This window comes from Bacillus sp. NEB1478, from assembly GCF_031582965.1.
In the GTDB taxonomy this organism is placed as follows: domain Bacteria; phylum Bacillota; class Bacilli; order Bacillales; family Fictibacillaceae; genus Fictibacillus.
On the sequence record NZ_CP134049.1, the window covers coordinates 216,385 to 233,968 of the forward strand.

Here is a 17,584-nt window from a genome sequence, read left to right on the forward strand (position 1 = left end):
AAATTAGGGGGAATAAATCATGGCAAAGTACATCTTTGTAACAGGCGGGGTTGTATCTTCTTTAGGAAAAGGGATCACAGCAGCCTCTCTTGGACGATTGCTTAAAAACCGCGGTCTAAAAGTAACAACGCAAAAGTTCGATCCATACATCAACGTTGATCCAGGGACAATGAGTCCTTATCAGCATGGTGAAGTTTTTGTTACTGACGATGGTGCTGAAACGGATCTGGATTTAGGTCACTATGAGCGTTTTATCGATATTAACCTGAACAAATACAGCTCTGTAACAACAGGTAAGATTTATTCTACTGTACTTAGAAAAGAGCGCCGCGGCGAATATCTTGGTGGAACGGTCCAAGTTATCCCGCACATTACGAACGAAATTAAAGAACGTGTATTCCGTGCTGGTCGTGAAACAAATGCAGACGTTGTAATCACAGAAATTGGCGGTACTGTAGGGGATATCGAAAGCTTACCTTTCTTAGAAGCAATTCGTCAGATCAAGAGCGACGTTGGTTCTGAGAATGTTATGTACATCCACTGTACGCTGATTCCATACATCCGTGCAGCTGGTGAAATGAAAACAAAGCCGACTCAGCATAGTGTTAAAGAGCTTCGCAGTTTAGGAATTCAGCCGAACATCATCGTTGTTCGTACGGAATTCCCAGTTCCTCAAGATATGAAGGACAAAATTGGTCTGTTCTGTGATATCGATCCAAAAGCGGTTATCGAAGCACGTGACGCTGATACGCTTTACCAAGTGCCGATCGACCTTCAAGAACAAAAGATGGACGAGCTTGTTTGCAAGCATTTGAAACTTGAAACACACGAGCCTGATATGAACGAATGGAAAGCATTGATCGAGCGGGTAACGAACCTTTCTGGAAAAGTGAAGATTGCATTAGTCGGAAAATATGTAGCTCTTCAAGATGCGTACATTTCAGTTGTTGAAGCGCTTCGTCATGCGGGTTACAACTTCGATACAGATATCGAAATCGACTGGATCAACTCTGAAACAGTTACACCTGAGAACGTGACTGAATTGCTGAAAGACGCTGACGGTATATTAGTACCGGGCGGATTTGGCGACAGAGGGGTAGAAGGAAAGATTTTAGCGACTCAATACGCACGTGAAAATAAAATTCCTTTCTTAGGAATCTGCTTAGGCATGCAGCTGGCTTCTGTTGAATTTGCGCGTAATGTTCTTGGTTTAGAAGGTGCGCATTCTGCAGAACTTATGCCTGAAACACCGTTCCCGGTAATCGATTTGCTTCCTGAACAAAAGGACATTGAAGATCTAGGTGGAACACTTCGACTTGGTCTGTATCCTTGTAAAATTAAAGAGGATACAAAAGCGTTCGATGCTTATAATGATGAAGTAGTTTATGAAAGACACCGTCACCGTTACGAGTTCAACAACGAGTATCGTGAACAAATGGAGAAAGCGGGCTTCATATTCTCCGGAACTTCGCCAGACGGAAGACTTGTTGAAATCATCGAGTTAGCAGATCATCCATGGTTTGTAGCGTCTCAGTTCCACCCGGAATTCACATCAAGACCAACTCGCCCGCAAGCATTATTCCGTGATTTTATCGGTGCAGTAACACAATTGAAGAACTAATATTGAGACCGGCAGTGCGCATAATGTGCATGCCGGTTTTTTGTATCTCGTCGATTTTATATTGTTTTTTGGCGATATCACATTTAAAAAGGTGGATATCTAACAGAAAAGTTTCGATATACACTGTTTTTTTATCGATATTTAATAAGACGGCTCCTAGTGTTCTTCTCATAAATACATTTTCAAATAAAATGTATGTCTCAAGAGGATTCCTGCTTTCAACTGTCTTCTATAACGAAAAAAGCTTGGCTCGCGGCCAAGCTTACTCCTCATCCAATTCATATTCTTCAAGAATTTCTTCTGTCGTCAAAAATAGTGCGTAATAAACAAACAAAGCGCTCAATCCTGATGGAAATCCAACACGTGATCCGTCATCCAGCGGCACCAGACCGCGAACGGCTTTCGTATCAATGACGATATCGGCTTTAATATCCGAATTTACTTCCTCTTTTTGATATCCGCCGATTAAAATGACATGGCAATCGGCAACTTCCTTTACTCTTTCGCAAAAAGCCAGTGCTCCTTCGTCATTTTGAAACCTTGAAGCTACGACAACACTGTCGACTGGAAGAAGCTCATCCAACGAATCATTACGAAATCTTTCGGCTTTTTTAAAAGGATTCTCGCCAAGAAGTGCCTCGCTCACAACCGCTTCCATTTCACCAAAGCCTTTAAAATATACTGTTCCGTCAGACAGGATGGATTGTGCCAGCAGCCTGGAGCTTTCCTCGATCTGCTGTTCTTCTTTGTCGGAAATGGATTTTAACAGTCCTGATACTTGCGTTGAAAATATTTTTAACATTGTAAAACTCCCTTGCAGTATTTAAATATCAATTATTTATCGGTAATATGCTCATGAATTTAGTATACTTAATTTAACAATTCATTTCACGATAAGCAGCAGGAAAATCTTAGAATATAGCGAATGGTATTACATACACAAATGAACTTAATGAGGTGAGCAATAATGAGCGCGAAAATATTAATTGTCGACGATCAATATGGCATCAGGATTCTTTTGAACGAAATTTTTCAAAAGGAAGGTTATAAAACGTACCAAGCAGCAAATGGTGTACAGGCTTTGTCAATTGTAGAGAAGGACCGTCCGGATCTCGTTATTTTGGATATGAAAATTCCAGGTATGGATGGACTTGAGATTTTGCGCCGTGTTAAAAAGCATGACGTGACGATCCAGGTTATCATTATGACTGCTTATGGTGAATTAGACATGATTCACGAAGCAATGAAACTCGGAGCGATCACTCATTTTGCAAAACCTTTTGACATTGACGAAATACGGGCAGCAGTCAGGAAAGAACTTCCTTTAAACACACCTTCTTAATAAAAAAAGAAAAAGTCAGTCATGTAGCCAATGGTAGCGGTTACACTCCGAAAACGTTGATTTGTTGCGGTTTTCCGGCGATATTGGTATGCTATACTAGGAATGAAAATGAGCAAAATGAAATGTTTAGCAAGCCGCCATGAAAGGTAAACTAAAATGGCTTCTTTTTGCTGTAGACGTTTCAAAAATATAAAAATGTAGTTGGTTTGCTCGTGCCAAATCATAAGGAGGACTGTAACATGCCTTTAGTTTCAATGAAGGAAATGCTTGAAAAAGCAAAAGCGGAAAATTATGCAGTTGGTCAATTTAACTTGAACAACCTTGAGTTCACACAAGCGATCTTGAAAGCTGCACAAGAAGAAAACTCTCCTGTAATTCTTGGGGTTTCTGAAGGTGCTGCTCGTTACATGGGCGGATTTAAGCTTACTGTTGCTATGGTAAAAGCACTTATGGAAGAGTACAAAGTAACTGTTCCTGTAGCGATTCACTTAGACCATGGTTCAAGCTTCCAAAAATGTGCCGAAGCGATTCACGCTGGTTTTACATCAGTTATGATTGATGGTTCTCATCACCCGTTAGAAGAAAACATTGAATTAACGAAAAAAGTTGTTGAGCTTGCACACATCCACGGTGTTTCTGTAGAAGCAGAACTTGGCCGTATCGGTGGACAAGAAGATGATTTAATCGTTGACGATGCTGAAGCTGCTTACGCTGTTCCATCTGAGTGCGATCAGCTAGTTCGTGAAACTGGAGTAGATTGCTTTGCACCTGCTTTAGGATCTGTTCACGGACCTTACAAAGGTGAGCCTAACCTTGGCTTTGACCGCATGAAAGAAGTAATGGAGCTAACTGGTATACCTTTAGTTCTTCATGGTGGTACTGGCATTCCAACTAAAGATATCCAAAAAGCGATCTCTTTAGGGACTGCGAAAATCAACGTAAATACGGAAAACCAAATTTCTTCACAAAAAGCTGTTAAAGAATATATTTCAGCTAATCCGGACCAATATGATCCTCGTAAATACCTAACTGCTGCGCGCGATGCGATCCAAACAACAGTTCAAGGGAAAATGCGTGAATTTGGTTCTTCAAACAAAGCGTAATCAATTCATTTGTTACACCTGAAAATTATACTTTATAAGGAAACCGCCTATACATTGTAGGCGGTTTCCTTTACACTATAGGAGTGTAAATTTTTGCAGTCTGATGTTTTTCGTACTGAATGTCAGTTGCTTTACTTTAAATCGTGTGCGTAATGTAGTATTGTGTTTGCAAATAGGTACTCGGCGAGTGAATGAAAGAGTACATCTTATAAAAGAATAATAAAGATCGAGATAACCTAAAAAAACAGGAGTGATTATTTTGAAATTCTTCATCGATACAGCTAACATTGACGATATTAAGGAAGCCTATGACCTGGGCATTTTATCAGGAGTAACTACGAACCCTTCGCTTGTTGCAAAAGAAAAAGGCGTTGATTTTCCAGAACGTTTAAAAGAAATAACAAGTCTTGTTTCGGGTTCAGTAAGTGCCGAGGTGATTGGAACTTCTTATGAAGATATGGTAAAAGAGGGACGCGAACTTGCGAAGATCGCACCTAATATTACAGTTAAAGTTCCTATGACACTGGACGGGTTAAAAGCAGTAAAAACGTTCTCTGACGAGGGCATTAAGACGAATGTTACGCTTATTTTTAATGCGAATCAAGCGTTGCTGGCTGCTCGTGCTGGAGCTACGTATGTATCACCATTCTTAGGAAGACTGGATGATATCGGTCAAGATGGCTTGGAGCTTATATCACAAGTGGCGCAAATTTTTGCGATCCATGAGATTCCGACTGAAATCATTGCGGCTTCAATTCGTCATCCTATTCATGTGACAGAAGCAGCGATCCGCGGTGCTCATATTGCAACGATTCCGCCGAACGTCATTAAAGGTCTTGTGAAGCATCCATTAACAGATCAAGGAATCGAGAAATTCCTTGCTGATTATAACGCAGCAAATAATAAATAATTCACATACATGACAAGAAAATTTTGGTAAATACTAATATATATGTCATTTGTGACTCTTACTGAAAGGAGTTTACCATGGAAAAACTGATGATTGAGGGGGGCTATCCTCTCGAAGGAACGGTCCAAATTAGTGGTGCAAAAAACAGTGCGGTGGCGCTGATCCCCGCTACAATACTAGCAGAATCAACCGTTACCATTGATGGTTTACCTAACATATCTGACGTGCGTATTTTACGTGATTTGTTAGAGGAAATCGGAGGGGAAGCTCACCTTGATGAAAATCAGTCTCTTACGGTTAATCCTGAAAAAATGATTGCAATGCCGCTTCCGAACGGAAAGGTCAAAAAGCTTCGCGCTTCTTATTATTTGATGGGTGCGATGCTGGGACGGTTCAAAAAAGCTGTAATCGGCCTGCCTGGCGGATGCAACCTTGGACCTCGTCCGATCGATCAGCACATTAAAGGCTTTGAGGCTCTTGGTGCAAAAGTAACGAACGAGCAGGGCGCGATTTATTTACGTGCTGATGAGCTTGTCGGTGCACGAATCTACCTGGATGTTGTAAGTGTTGGAGCGACCATTAATATTATGCTTGCTGCAGTAAGAGCCAAAGGGCAGACCATCATTGAAAATGCCGCTAAAGAGCCGGAAATCATTGATGTAGCGACATTGTTGACAAGTATGGGTGCTAAGATTAAAGGTGCGGGTACGGACGTAATCAGAATCGATGGTGTCGAAAGTTTACATGGATGCCGTCATTCAATCATCCCAGATCGTATTGAAGCAGGAACGTACATGATTTTAGCTGCTTCAATGGGTCAGCAAGTACTGCTGGATAACGTAATCCCGCTTCATTTAGAATCTCTTATCGCAAAATTAAGAGAAATGGGTGTATTTATTGAAACGAAGGATGATCAGGTTCTTGTCTACCGCGGAAAAGATCCGTTAAAAAGTGTTGATATCAAAACACTCGTATATCCAGGATTCCCGACTGATCTTCAGCAGCCATTCACATCACTGTTAACCAATTCAGAAGGAACAAGCATTGTAACGGATACAATTTACAGTGCACGTTTTAAACATATTGATGAACTTCGCCGCATGGGGGCGAACGTGAAAGTCGAAGGCCGGTCAGCGATCATCAACGGACCTGCAAAGCTGGAAGGAGCGAAAGTGAAAGCTTCCGATCTTCGAGCAGGTGCAGCTCTGGTTGTCGCAGCACTGATGGCTGAAGGAGTTACAGAAATCTCTGGTCTTGAGCATATCGATCGCGGCTATGAATCTTTAGTTGACAAGTTAAAAGGTCTTGGTGCTAAAGTGTGGCGTGAAAATATGGACGTTGAAGAGTTGGAAGAATTAAAGAACTCATAATGAATATTGAGAAATCACCTGTTAAGGGTGATTTTTCTTGAGAATAATTGTAAGCGGTTTAGATTTGGAAGGGGGACCAAGTGATGGAAAGAAGTTTATCAATGGAGCTTGTCCGTGTAACAGAAGCGGCAGCTTTGGCATCAGCAAGATGGATGGGAAGAGGAAAGAAAGATGAAGCGGATGACGCAGCAACAACCGCTATGAGAAATGTTTTTGATACAGTACCGATGAAAGGAACAGTTGTCATTGGTGAAGGAGAAATGGATGAAGCTCCGATGCTGTATATCGGGGAAAAACTTGGTACAGGCTACGGACCGCGCGTGGACGTTGCAGTTGATCCACTAGAAGGAACGAACATTGTTGCTTCAGGGACTTGGAATGCACTTGCCGTATTAGCGATCGCTGACCACGGTAACCTGCTACATGCACCTGATATGTATATGGACAAAATTGCAGTAGGCCGTGAAAGTGTCGGTAAAGTAGATATCAATGCGCCAGTTATTGATAATTTAAAAGCGGTAGCAGAAGCGAAGAACAAAAATATTGAAGACTTAGTTGCCGTAATACTTGACCGTCCTCGTCATGCTCAGATCATTCAAGATATTCGTGAAGCGGGAGCTAGAATCAAACTCATTTCTGATGGCGATGTTGCTGCAGCAATTAACACAGCGTTCGATGACACAGGTGTTGATATTTTATTCGGGTCAGGCGGTGCTCCAGAAGGTGTAATCGCAGCTGTTGCCTTAAAGTGTCTTGGCGGAGAGCTTCAAGGTAAGCTGCTTCCTCAGAACGATGAGGAATTAGAACGATGCAAGCGTATGGGCATCACAGATGTGAACCGTGTACTATATATGGATGACCTTGTAAAAGGGGACGATGCCATTTTTGCTGCAACTGGAGTAACAGATGGTGAGCTATTAAAAGGTGTTCGTTTCAACGGATCAATCGGAACAACACAATCAGTCGTCATGCGTGCTAAGTCAGGAACAGTTCGTTTTATTGACGGTAGACACAGTCTGCAAAAGAAGCCAGATCTTGTTATTAAACCTTAAATAAATAAGTAGAAAGGCCGGACAATCTGTTCGGTCTTTCCACTCTTTTACAGATAAGATGTCACTTGATTAAACGCTATTTTTGTGGTTAAAATAAGAAGTATGATTACATGTTTCATTTTCTTCAAACCCACTATTAACCCTTAACTTAACGTCTCCTTCCAATAACAAACACATTTAATTCCAATTCATTATTAAAACATAAATAAATAGTAAAAATAGAAAAGCGTGGTGTCACTATGGGGATAGATTTAGCAACTTTAGAAACAAAGAAATTGAAAGAGCTTTATGAGCTTGCTAGACAATTCAATATCCAGTATTACGGTAAATTAACAAAGCGGGAATTAATGTTTTCGATTTTAAAAGCACAGGCAGAATTGGACGGTTATTCGTTCATGGAAGGTGTTTTAGAGATCATTCCTAATGAAGGATTCGGTTTTTTAAGACCGATCAACTATTCACCGAGTTCTCAGGATATCTACATATCTGCGTCACAAATCCGCAGATTCGATCTTAGAAACGGAGATAAAGTTTCGGGGAAAGTTCGACCGCCAAAAGAGAATGAGCGTTACTATGGTCTTTTACAAGTAAATGCTGTAAATGGTGAAGATCCTGAGACAGCAAAGGAACGCGTTCACTTCCCGGCACTAACAGCTCTTTATCCGGAAAAGAAAATGGTTATGGAAACGACGAGTAACAATATTTCAACTCGTATCATCGATATGATGGCACCTGTTGGTTTTGGTCAGCGTGGTTTGATCGTTGCCCCGCCAAAAGCAGGGAAGACGAGTCTTTTAAAAGAAATCGCACACAGTGTTACAACGAACAATCCGCAAGTTGAACTGATCGTCCTTTTAATCGATGAGCGCCCGGAGGAAGTAACGGACATCGAGCGTTCTGTAAAAGGGGATGTTGTAAGCTCTACTTTCGACGAAGTGCCTGAAAACCATATTAAAGTGGCAGAGCTTGTTTTAGAGCGTGCCATGAGACTGGTTGAACACAAAAAAGATGTTGTCATTTTGCTCGACAGTATTACACGTCTTGCTCGTGCTTATAACTTGGTGATCCCGCCAAGCGGACGTACCCTTTCTGGCGGTATCGATCCGGCAGCTTTCCATCGTCCTAAGCGATTTTTCGGTGCTGCCCGTAACATTGAAGAAGGCGGCAGCTTGACGATTTTAGCAACTGCATTAGTGGATACAGGTTCACGTATGGATGATGTCATTTATGAAGAGTTCAAAGGTACAGGTAACATGGAGCTTCACTTAGACCGTAAGCTTGCTGAACGTCGTATCTTCCCAGCGATCGATATTCGCCGATCTGGAACGAGAAAAGAAGAAATGCTTATTGCAAAAGATCATCTTGAGGCACTATGGTCCATTCGTAAAACGATGGATGACTCATTTGATTTCGTTGATAAATTTATGAAACGTATGCGTAAAACAGAAAATAACGAAGAATTTTTCGAGTTGTTTGAATCGGAGAAAAAGGGAACCACGAAGCGCGTAAAAACCGTTACAAACTAACGGAATAATCGTCTTAAACAGTGGTTGCAAATGGGGTTTGTCCCTGTTATACTGTCTTTATGTGTTTATTTAACTCTGTTTCTTAAGGAATCAGGGCAGAAGGAGTGAAATTGACATGAAACAAGGAATTCATCCGAATTATAAAAAGGTTGTTTTTGTTGATGCTCAAAGCGGATTCAGCTTCCTTTCAGGTTCTACGTTGCACTCAAACGAGACTATGAAATGGGAAGACGGTAACGAATATCCAGTAATCAAAGTGGATGTAAGTTCTGATACTCACCCGTTCTACACTGGACGTCAGAAGTTCTCTGATGTTGGTGGACGTGTGGATCGCTTTAAGAAGAAATACAATCTTAAGTAATTTGTTGCAAGCAAAAGGGCAAGGTCTTTCTTGCCCTTTTTTTTCTTTCATAAAAACGAATTTTTAAACTCGGTAACTGTTTGTGATGGACCGGGTTTTTTATACGCGTAAAAGGAGTAAAACGCTCCGAAACAGAACCTTTAGTAAAGGTTCAAAAAAGTACATACTAAGAGAAAGATTGTGACAAAGGGGGAGCAAGCCATGTATGTGATGAAACAAAATGGCTGGATTGAATTGATTTGCGGAAGCATGTTCTCTGGCAAGTCGGAGGAATTGATTCGCCGTGTAAGACGAGCAACCTATGCGAAACAAAAAGTACAGGTGTTCAAGCCGGCTATTGATGATCGATACAGCGAAGAATCAGTTGTCTCCCATAATGGAACAGCCGTTCTGGCTGAACCTGTAGGGCGATCTGTAGAAATTTTGAAAAATGTATCACCTGAAACAGAAGTGGTTGCTATAGATGAAGTACAATTTTTTGACGAAGATGTCATTCCAGTTGCCCAAGAGCTTGCAGATCAAGGTCTCCGCGTAATCGTAGCTGGATTGGATCAAGATTTTAAAGGGGAGCCTTTTGGACCTGTTCCTAAATTGATGGCTCTTTCTGAACATGTGACAAAGCTTCAGGCGATCTGCATGTCATGCGGATCTCCAGCGAGCCGTACACAGCGCTTAATCAACGGAAAGCCTGCATCTTATGATGATCCGGTTATCTTAGTCGGTGCTTCAGAATCGTACGAACCGCGCTGCCGTCATTGCCATGAAGTCCCAGGCAAAAAAAGAAACCTCCTTTCAGGCGTAGAGGGCCAAGAAGGACGGAAATAATTAATGAAGATTAGGTCCGGGAGCAGCGGTGCGCCCGGGCTTTTTTTTGTGCTCTCGTGCTTGTTTGGCGGGTGATGCGTGTGTCGGAATTTAGGAATTTTTGTCGAATCGGGAGTATATACTGTTTTTCCGGTGGATTATGGTAAAAACTCGGTGGATTATGAGTAAATTCCGGTGGATTATGAGCAGAACTCGGTGGATTACGTGCTCGAGGAGTGATTTTAGCTAATCGAAAGCTAGGTTTCGGTCCCCCAACCCGACCAATTTATTAATAATCCCCTCCTTTATCGGAAATTCTAAAGATATGGGAGGGGTTTAAATGAAAAAAGCTTTCCTGTTTCCACTTTTGGCACTCACGATTACCGCATGTTCTCCAATGCAATCCCTTAAGGATAAAACAGAGCCTGCCGCTTATGAAAACAAGCGGAATATGCGTGATAACCTCTTGGGTCATGGCGTAATTAACTATCATTTAACTAAAAATGAACCAAAGTATAATTACAGCTACGATACAAATATGAATCCGAGCGATTATCGAACGATGAATTCAACTCGTTTTGATTTAGGTGATGACCAGGATACGATTCGCCGGACCGTTAAAGATGTGTCGGGAATTAATCCGCAGATGGTGACCATTAACGGGAATTATGCGCATATACACGTGAATGTACCAAACAATGTATCGAAAAAGGAGCGAGCAGCTATGTACCGCAAGATTTTGGATGCGGTAGAAACAACTGTTCCGCGGTATAACTATTCCATTAAAATCGATCATTAGTGGGAAATAAAACGGGAAATGGGGTCAGACCCCATTTCCCATATTATTTCCCGATTCTGCGCGCGGCTTGCTGAATAGGATCCCATGAACCATTATACGGCGGTGAATAGCATAGATCCAAGTCTTCGAGCTCGTCGACTTTCATCTCATGATAAAGTGCAGTAGCAAGCACATCGATGCGTTTATCGACACCTTCTCCGCCAATGATTTGACCGCCTAACAATTGCTTCGTTTCTTTATGGTACGTTAATTTTATATCTAATTTTTCTGCGTTCGGATAATAGCCTGCATGATTTTTTGCAGTAATTTTTATTTCATCATACGGAATCTCCAGTTTTTCAGCTTCCTTATTTGAAAGTCCAGTTTTTCCGAGCGTTAAATCCATAAATTGAATGATCGATGAACCGACGATCCCTTTAAACGGTTTTTTGATACCTGCCATGTTTAGCCCTGCGATCCGACCTTGTTTGTTCGCTGTTGTACCTAATGGAATGTGGTCATTTTGTTTTTTTATTCGATGATAATGTGTCGCGCAGTCTCCAGCAGCATAAACGTTTTTAACATTTGTCTCCATTTGTTCGTTTACGGTTATGACCCCTTTTTCGGTCAGAGAAATATCCGTGTCTTTTAGAAAGTCCGTATTTGGTGTGACCCCAACTGCCACAATGACGAGGTCCGTCGGATAATCCTTCTTTGCCGTTTTGACAAATTGAACGTAGTCGTCACCTTTAAAGCCCAGCACTTCTTCTTCCAAGCAAAGTTCGATTCCGTGTTTGATTGCTTCTTCATGTATGAAGTGTCCTAGGTCCTCATCAAAGAGATTGCCAATCTGCTTGCTCCGCTGGATGATACGCACACTTTTTCCGAGCCTCTTCACGTTCTCTGCCATCTCAAGTCCGATATAGCCGCCACCGATAATCGTTACATTTTGTACGTCTTTTTTTAACCCGGCCATAAGATTTTCAGCATCGGGAATCGTTTTTAAAGAGTAGATCCCTTTTAAATGAACACCTGTCCAGCTTTTAGGCATGACTGCTCTAACACCAGTTGCAACAAGCAGCTGGTCATATGAAACTTCAAATGATTCTCCCGTTTTCGTGTGAATGCCGGAAACCGTTTTTGACGTTGTATTTACAGCCTTTACCTCATGATATGTTCGGGCATCGATACCGTATTTTTCACGAAATGTTTCGATGCTTCTCGCGATCAGTCTATCAGTGGAAGGGATGAGGCCGCCGATAACATAAGGAAGTCCGCATTGGCCATATGAATAAATTCCGCCCATTTCCAATACAGTGATGTCGGCATTGTCTGTATTCCGCACGATCTGCATCGCCGCGCTCATTCCCGCTGCGTCTCCTCCAATAATGCAATATTTCATCTGATCAACTCCTTCTCTTGCTTCTAACGATATAGTATTCCCATCTTAAACAAAAATGTAACGATTTGTTTGAATAATCTAAGTCGTCTTTAAGAGTGACCAACAAGAAGCCGGTCTGTAAAACGAACAATAATAGTAGAAAGAGGTGTTGACCTGTGCTAGAAATTAAATCAAACGGAACAGACTGGAATTCACCTGTCCAACCGATTCATACATTATTGAAAAAACTAAACGAAAAACCATTAGATCCTGTTTATGAGAACATGGGGAACTTTATTATTAAATACAAAAATGAAAAACAAGTAGATCAACGCCGTTATATTGGCTGCACACATTTTTTAGGACATTTTGCAACCATACCTTATGTATTCAGTGTGATTACAGATGAAAAAGTGATTATCGAAGAACTCACGAAAGCGATTAGGATGAATCAGGAACGATTGGATTATGAGACATTGCGCCGAAACATTTATTCCTATTAATTTCCTTTTCTGGTGTGCTATGCTTTGGATGAGGTGATCTGAGATGAGAGGGAAAGTTGTTTCGTTAAATGTCAGTCTTCCCGTACATGTGGAAGCTTCCGGGCAGACTTTCTTTACCGGTTATAATAAAAAACCGCAGCAAGAGTCTGTATTTTTACATAAAACCCATTTTGAAGGCGATGGACAAGGTGACGTCGTTCATCACGGAGGTCTGGATCAAGCTGTTTGTGTCTATCCTTTTGAGCATTATGAAAAATGGAATTCGGAATTACAGCTGGCAAAACTGCTTCATGTCCCATCTTTTGGAGAGAATATAACACCTATGGGCTTTCTAGAGGACGATGCTTGTATCGGGGACGTTTTTCAAATGGGGCAAGCAATCGTCCAAATCACACAGCCAAGACAGCCGTGCTCCACTCTTGCTTGCATTTTAAACAGACCGGATATGATCAAAAAATGCGTTCAAACAGGGAGAACTGGTTATTACCTTCGTGTACTGCAAGAAGGGCTGGTTAGGGCAGATGATGAAATGTTTCTCATCGAAAAGCATCCGATGGGTATTACAGTATCAAAATCGAACCAGATCAAATACGGATTTGAAAAAGATACGGAGAAAATTAAACAGTTACTTGAAGTGAAAGAACTCGCTGAAAGTTTCAGGCAGTCGTTATTGAAAAAGAGTTTGGGTTGATTTAGAAGATGATTAGAGCGCTGGTTTGTGAGCCTGCAGGTGCAAAGCGCGAATGAGCCTTACCTCACGTACTGCGAATCCTGAAACGCTCTACTATTTAGCAGCATCAAACTTTACGAACAACTAAAAATAAAAACTAAAAAAGAGCAGATTCCAATTGGAACGTCTGCTCTTTCGTATGTAAATATGCTCTTCGAGGCAGTCCAAGTTATCTTACTTCGCTATACCGAACTTGCAATTCCAGGTCCTCGCAGAAAACCTTAAATTGATAATAGTCGAAATAGATCTGTCCTTCGTTTTGCTGATTCCAGCTAAAAATTGTTGAACCAAAAGCGTAATCTACTTTTCGGTAAGCTTTAATCGTTGAAGAATGCTGGATGGATTCAATTAGACCTTTTTCCGTTCCTTTTTCTAATTGAAGTATGACCCAGGGCAAGTCTTCGGGATGAACTTTCCGGTTTTCCCCGTTCCTTACGATTCGTATCGTTTTAGACATCGGCAGGTCCCCAATATTTTTTATAGTCAATTCTAGTATAATTAATTATAATAAGATATAGTTTCAATACGCAAGAAGGTACAATTTTGTTACTTAGGCAACCAAATGAAACTAAGGGGAGTTTTGGGTTGAAAAAGATTATTCTCATCCAATTGAAATCACGTTAAATGTCGTTTGCGGAAAATGGAAAGGCGTAATCCTCTGCCATTTGCATCAAAATAAAATCTTAAGGTTTGGTGAGCTAAAAAAGCTGATACCAAAAGTGTCACAAAAAACGTTAACCCTGCAGCTAAGAGAATTGGAAGCGGATGGACTGATCAACCGCCAGGTTTACGCGCAAGTTCCTCTAAAGGTCGAATATTCATTAACCGATTACGGCGAGGAATTAGAATCTACTTTAAACATGATGAGTGAATGGGGAAGAAATCACGTTAATAAAGTGGAATTAAACAGCTGAAAATTAGTTAGAATGTATATGCAGCAGGAAATATCCTGAAAATGATTGAGAGTTTGGTTTGTTACGACTATAATTATCATGTTATGCATTAAAAACAGAGGTGAAAAACCATGTTAGAACGTTTAGAGACAATTGAAGCACGTTACGACAAATTGAATGAATTATTAAGTGATCCTGAAGTGATAAATGATACGAACAAACTGCGCGATTATTCGAAAGAGCAATCTTCTCTTCAAGAACAAGTCACCGTGTATCGTGAGTATAAAGAAGTAAAAGAGCAGCTGGATGAAGCCAAAATGATGCTTGAAGAAAAGCTTGATGCTGAAATGACGGCGATGGTAAAAGAAGAGATTTCAGGTCTATCTGATCAAATCGAAGAGCTCACGGCTCAGCTGAAAGTGTTATTGCTTCCAAAAGATCCGAACGATGACAAGAACGTTATCGTGGAAGTGCGCGGTGCTGCTGGCGGAGATGAAGCAGCATTGTTTGCAGGAGACCTATACCGTATGTACAGCCGTTATGCGGAGATGCAAGGCTGGAAGTCTGAAGTTATTGAAGCTTCTTACACAGAGCTTGGCGGCTACAAAGAGATTATCTTTATGATTAATGGAGCCGGCGCTTATTCGAAGCTTAAATACGAGAACGGCGCACATCGTGTTCAGCGTGTTCCTTCAACAGAATCAGGCGGACGTATTCATACTTCAACAGCAACAGTAGCTGTTCTTCCTGAAGCGGAAGAAGTGGAAGTGGAGATTCACGAGAAAGATGTTCGTGTTGATACATTTACTTCATCTGGTCCTGGGGGACAGTCAGTTAACACGACTCAGTCTGCGGTTCGTTTAACGCATATTCCGACAGGTACAGTAGTATCGTGTCAGGATGAAAAATCACAGATCAAGAACAAAGATAAAGCGATGAAAGTTCTTCGTGCACGTGTTTACGATAAAATTCAGCAAGAGAAGCAAAAAGAGTACGATGAAACACGTAAGAGCGCAGTTGGAACGGGCGACCGTTCAGAGCGTATCCGTACGTACAACTTCCCGCAAAACCGTGTTACAGATCACCGTATCGGTCTGACCATTCAAAAGCTGGATCAAATTCTTCTTGGTAAAATGGATGAGTTTGTTGAAGCACTCATCACAGAAGACCAGACGAGCAAGATGAAAGCACAGGCGGACGCGTAAAATGAGTCATAAAGTACACGAAGCCCTCTCTTGGGCTTCTTCTTTTTTAGCTGAAAATAATCGAGAAGCATTTGCGGCAGAGCTGTTAGTACGGCACGTATTAGGCGGAATCAGCCGGACCGATATGATGATGCGCATGCATGATGAGATAACCTCTCATGAAATGGAGCAGTTACAATCAGCGGTCGAGAAGCATGTTGAAGGCGAGCCCGTTCAGTACATCATAGGAAAAGAAGACTTTTACGGCCGGCCGTTTCATGTGAACAAAGAAGTTCTGATCCCAAGACCAGAGACAGAAGAATTAGTTGAACATACATTGATGCTTCTCCAGGAGCACTTTTCTGAGGAAACGGAAGTGAAGCTCGCTGATATTGGAACAGGGAGCGGAGCAATTTCCGTAACACTTGCACTGGAAGATCGCCGTCTGGATGTGTTTACGGTCGATATTGCAAAAGAGTCGATAGAAGTGGCGACGAAAAATGCGGACAGTTTAGGAGCCGACGTCACGTTTATTCTTGGTGACCTTCTTCAGCCGTTCATCGGACAGGGCGCTAAATTGGATGTTGTCGTTTCAAATCCTCCCTACATTCCAGACGAGGAAATTGCTGTACTCGATACGATTGTAAAAGACAGAGAACCAATGAGAGCATTAAGCGGCGGTAAGGATGGGTACGACTTTTACAGAAGGTTCATGAAGGAACTGCCGCTCGTCCTGAAAGAAAAAGCCCTTGTAGGATTTGAGGTAGGAGCAGGGCAAGGTTCGACCGTAGCCGAAATGCTGCGAGTCACCTTCCCAGGAGCCGATGTATACGTAAAAGAAGACATAAACGGCAAAGACCGCATGGTGTTTGCGATCATTGGGAAATAATCGGGAAATGGGGTCTGACCCCATTTCCCATTTTATTTCCCAATGATTTCTGTCGAATCTGAAAGAAAAGATTTTAATAGTTTGCTAGTATGTTTTTCCCCCCCTCTGTCCAAACTGTGGTTAGAGGCGAAGGGGAGGAATTACAAATGAAAAATCAAATGAAAAAACGCAATCATATTCTTATATATTTTTTAATTCCATTAGCTATTTTATTTTTGTTTTTTGAAACACAGACAAAGGTAGCAAATGCATCAATGAATGCATCAGTAATAAACGCTTCAGTAAAGATTCCAGATGAATCTATCAGACTTCGAATCTTGGCAAACAGTGATACAGATGCTGATCAAAAACTTAAGCGCAAAATTAGAGATGAAGTGAACGCACAGATTACTACTTGGGTCGGTGAGCTGACGGATATAAAAGAAGCACGAAAAATTATCCGTAAACAGCTTCCGGAAATCGAACAAATCGTACAAAACGAAATAACGAAATCGGGTGTGAATAAAAAGTTTTCTGTTGAACTTGGACAAGTTGCTTTTCCTACTAAAATCTATGGTGAATATATTTATCCTGCTGGTAAATATGAAGCAGTACTGATCAAGCTTGGTGAAGGAGAAGGCAAGAACTGGTGGTGTGTGCTTTTTCCACCGCTATGTTTCTTAGACTTTGAAAATGGTGATGCTGTAAAGGAAGACAAAGACGGGAAAACAGATAATGCTGCTGTTGCTTCTGCAGACCAAACACAAGATCAGCCAGATTCAAGTTCAGACCAAATCGAAACGAAATTCTTTGTCGTAGAACTATTCAGCAGCCTAGTAAAAGCAGTCGGTTCGCTATTCTCTTAAATCTCTGCATAACTTCCTCCCTATTTTCATAGATTATAAAAAATGAAGGTAAGCCTTAACTGGAGGTAAGCCTTCTTTTCATTTAAAAAGAATGTTTTCGCATTGATCGTCTTTTAAGTGGTTGATTTCCGTTCCAGGCTGCTCGCTTTCCGCGGGGCAGGCGGTGAGCCACATTCGTACGTTTCACTCTTAAGTGTCTCACCTGCCCGCCTGTCCCGCAGGAGTCTCGCACCTTGCACTCCAATCAACTTGTCAAAGGAGAAAAGTAACAAGATGTTCCAAAGCAACAATC

General features: G+C 41.5%; 19 protein-coding genes. 16 read left to right on the forward strand and 3 right to left on the reverse strand.

From position 1 onward, the window contains the following. Window positions 1-19: 19 nt before the first annotated feature. Complete coding sequence (locus RGB74_RS01035; RefSeq protein WP_310761141.1) at window positions 20-1,621, forward strand: CTP synthase; 1,602 nt, start codon at window positions 20-22, stop codon at window positions 1,619-1,621. A 262-nt stretch (window positions 1,622-1,883) separates the two neighbouring features. Here RGB74_RS01035 and RGB74_RS01040 read toward each other — a convergent pair whose 3' ends face one another. Continuing rightward, on the reverse strand, window positions 1,884-2,423 hold the full coding sequence (locus RGB74_RS01040) for a DUF2529 family protein (RefSeq protein ID WP_310761142.1): 540 nt from the start codon (window positions 2,421-2,423) through the stop codon (window positions 1,884-1,886). Between the two features lie 162 nt (window positions 2,424-2,585). Between RGB74_RS01040 and RGB74_RS01045 the strand changes: the two genes are divergently transcribed. The 9 genes from RGB74_RS01045 to RGB74_RS01085 all read left to right on the forward strand — a co-directional run bounded on the left by RGB74_RS01045 (window position 2,586) and on the right by RGB74_RS01085 (window position 10,888). After that, complete coding sequence (locus RGB74_RS01045; protein WP_310762955.1) at window positions 2,586-2,963, forward strand: response regulator; 378 nt, start codon at window positions 2,586-2,588, stop codon at window positions 2,961-2,963. Window positions 2,964-3,202: 239 nt separating this feature from the next. Further along, a complete protein-coding gene (fba, locus tag RGB74_RS01050) occupies window positions 3,203-4,066 on the forward strand; it encodes a class II fructose-1,6-bisphosphate aldolase (protein WP_310761143.1) in 864 nt (287 codons plus the stop codon). 259 nt (window positions 4,067-4,325) lie between these two features. Beyond that, window positions 4,326-4,976: a fructose-6-phosphate aldolase gene (gene fsa / locus RGB74_RS01055; RefSeq protein WP_310761144.1), complete on the forward strand. Its 651-nt coding sequence runs from the start codon at window positions 4,326-4,328 to the stop codon at window positions 4,974-4,976. Window positions 4,977-5,053: 77 nt separating this feature from the next. Then, a complete protein-coding gene (locus RGB74_RS01060) occupies window positions 5,054-6,346 on the forward strand; it encodes a UDP-N-acetylglucosamine 1-carboxyvinyltransferase (RefSeq protein WP_310761145.1) in 1,293 nt (430 codons plus the stop codon). A gap of 83 nt (window positions 6,347-6,429) precedes the next feature. Then, window positions 6,430-7,398 (forward strand): class II fructose-bisphosphatase, encoded by a 969-nt coding sequence (gene glpX / locus RGB74_RS01065; protein ID WP_310761146.1) that lies wholly within the window; start codon window positions 6,430-6,432, stop codon window positions 7,396-7,398. Between the two features lie 239 nt (window positions 7,399-7,637). Continuing rightward, window positions 7,638-8,924, forward strand: coding sequence for a transcription termination factor Rho (rho, locus tag RGB74_RS01070; RefSeq protein ID WP_310259887.1), 1,287 nt, complete (start codon window positions 7,638-7,640; stop codon window positions 8,922-8,924). A 115-nt stretch (window positions 8,925-9,039) separates the two neighbouring features. Next, window positions 9,040-9,285, forward strand: a complete 246-nt coding sequence (locus RGB74_RS01075; RefSeq protein ID WP_310259883.1) for a type B 50S ribosomal protein L31 — start codon at window positions 9,040-9,042, stop codon at window positions 9,283-9,285. A gap of 201 nt (window positions 9,286-9,486) precedes the next feature. Continuing rightward, entirely contained in the window at window positions 9,487-10,110 is a 624-nt protein-coding gene (locus RGB74_RS01080) for a thymidine kinase (protein WP_310761148.1), read from the forward strand. 319 nt (window positions 10,111-10,429) lie between these two features. Then, window positions 10,430-10,888 (forward strand): hypothetical protein, encoded by a 459-nt coding sequence (locus tag RGB74_RS01085; RefSeq protein WP_310761149.1) that lies wholly within the window; start codon window positions 10,430-10,432, stop codon window positions 10,886-10,888. A gap of 43 nt (window positions 10,889-10,931) precedes the next feature. Here the strand turns inward: RGB74_RS01085 and RGB74_RS01090 are convergent, their stop codons facing one another. Continuing rightward, window positions 10,932-12,269: a CoA-disulfide reductase gene (locus RGB74_RS01090; protein ID WP_310761150.1), complete on the reverse strand. Its 1,338-nt coding sequence runs from the start codon at window positions 12,267-12,269 to the stop codon at window positions 10,932-10,934. A 155-nt stretch (window positions 12,270-12,424) separates the two neighbouring features. Between RGB74_RS01090 and RGB74_RS01095 the strand changes: the two genes are divergently transcribed. Both RGB74_RS01095 and RGB74_RS01100 read left to right on the forward strand, forming a co-directional pair. Further along, window positions 12,425-12,751 carry a hypothetical protein gene (locus RGB74_RS01095; protein WP_310761151.1) on the forward strand — a complete coding sequence of 109 codons (327 nt, stop codon included), beginning with the start codon at window positions 12,425-12,427 and terminating at the stop codon, window positions 12,749-12,751. 43 nt (window positions 12,752-12,794) lie between these two features. Beyond that, window positions 12,795-13,442 carry an MOSC domain-containing protein gene (locus RGB74_RS01100; RefSeq protein WP_310761152.1) on the forward strand — a complete coding sequence of 216 codons (648 nt, stop codon included), beginning with the start codon at window positions 12,795-12,797 and terminating at the stop codon, window positions 13,440-13,442. A 208-nt stretch (window positions 13,443-13,650) separates the two neighbouring features. On the opposite strand, the gene RGB74_RS01105 is transcribed toward RGB74_RS01100, so the two are convergent. Continuing rightward, window positions 13,651-13,938 carry a hypothetical protein gene (locus RGB74_RS01105; RefSeq protein WP_310761153.1) on the reverse strand — a complete coding sequence of 96 codons (288 nt, stop codon included), beginning with the start codon at window positions 13,936-13,938 and terminating at the stop codon, window positions 13,651-13,653. Between the two features lie 151 nt (window positions 13,939-14,089). Between RGB74_RS01105 and RGB74_RS01110 the strand changes: the two genes are divergently transcribed. The 4 genes from RGB74_RS01110 to spoIIR all read left to right on the forward strand — a co-directional run bounded on the left by RGB74_RS01110 (window position 14,090) and on the right by spoIIR (window position 17,292). Then, on the forward strand, window positions 14,090-14,395 hold the full coding sequence (locus tag RGB74_RS01110; protein WP_396136086.1) for a winged helix-turn-helix transcriptional regulator: 306 nt from the start codon (window positions 14,090-14,092) through the stop codon (window positions 14,393-14,395). 110 nt (window positions 14,396-14,505) lie between these two features. Further along, the gene (gene prfA, locus RGB74_RS01115) at window positions 14,506-15,579 is read left to right on the forward strand and encodes a peptide chain release factor 1 (RefSeq protein ID WP_310761154.1); all 1,074 of its coding nucleotides are present in this window, start codon (window positions 14,506-14,508) and stop codon (window positions 15,577-15,579) included. A gap of 1 nt (window position 15,580) precedes the next feature. Beyond that, a complete protein-coding gene (gene prmC / locus RGB74_RS01120) occupies window positions 15,581-16,447 on the forward strand; it encodes a peptide chain release factor N(5)-glutamine methyltransferase (protein WP_310761155.1) in 867 nt (288 codons plus the stop codon). Between the two features lie 158 nt (window positions 16,448-16,605). Next, on the forward strand, window positions 16,606-17,292 hold the full coding sequence (spoIIR, locus tag RGB74_RS01125) for a stage II sporulation protein R (protein WP_396136087.1): 687 nt from the start codon (window positions 16,606-16,608) through the stop codon (window positions 17,290-17,292). The last annotated feature ends 292 nt before the right edge of the window (window positions 17,293-17,584 follow it).

Bases quoted from the DNA above. Each gene is read 5' to 3' on its own strand.
- RGB74_RS01035 (WP_310761141.1), top strand. From the start codon at position 20: ATGGCAAAGTACATCTTTGTAACAGGCGGGGTTGTATCTTCTTTAGGA.
- RGB74_RS01040 (WP_310761142.1), bottom strand. From the start codon at position 2,423: ATGTTAAAAATATTTTCAACGCAAGTATCAGGACTGTTAAAATCCATT.
- fba (WP_310761143.1), top strand. From the start codon at position 3,203: ATGCCTTTAGTTTCAATGAAGGAAATGCTTGAAAAAGCAAAAGCGGAA.
- RGB74_RS01060 (WP_310761145.1), top strand. From the start codon at position 5,054: ATGGAAAAACTGATGATTGAGGGGGGCTATCCTCTCGAAGGAACGGTC.
- glpX (WP_310761146.1), top strand. From the start codon at position 6,430: ATGGAAAGAAGTTTATCAATGGAGCTTGTCCGTGTAACAGAAGCGGCA.
- rho (WP_310259887.1), top strand. From the start codon at position 7,638: ATGGGGATAGATTTAGCAACTTTAGAAACAAAGAAATTGAAAGAGCTT.
- RGB74_RS01075 (WP_310259883.1), top strand. From the start codon at position 9,040: ATGAAACAAGGAATTCATCCGAATTATAAAAAGGTTGTTTTTGTTGAT.
- RGB74_RS01080 (WP_310761148.1), top strand. From the start codon at position 9,487: ATGTATGTGATGAAACAAAATGGCTGGATTGAATTGATTTGCGGAAGC.
- RGB74_RS01085 (WP_310761149.1), top strand. From the start codon at position 10,430: ATGAAAAAAGCTTTCCTGTTTCCACTTTTGGCACTCACGATTACCGCA.
- RGB74_RS01090 (WP_310761150.1), bottom strand. From the start codon at position 12,269: ATGAAATATTGCATTATTGGAGGAGACGCAGCGGGAATGAGCGCGGCG.
- RGB74_RS01100 (WP_310761152.1), top strand. From the start codon at position 12,795: ATGAGAGGGAAAGTTGTTTCGTTAAATGTCAGTCTTCCCGTACATGTG.
- RGB74_RS01105 (WP_310761153.1), bottom strand. From the start codon at position 13,938: ATGTCTAAAACGATACGAATCGTAAGGAACGGGGAAAACCGGAAAGTT.
- prfA (WP_310761154.1), top strand. From the start codon at position 14,506: ATGTTAGAACGTTTAGAGACAATTGAAGCACGTTACGACAAATTGAAT.
- prmC (WP_310761155.1), top strand. From the start codon at position 15,581: ATGAGTCATAAAGTACACGAAGCCCTCTCTTGGGCTTCTTCTTTTTTA.
- spoIIR (WP_396136087.1), top strand. From the start codon at position 16,606: ATGAAAAAACGCAATCATATTCTTATATATTTTTTAATTCCATTAGCT.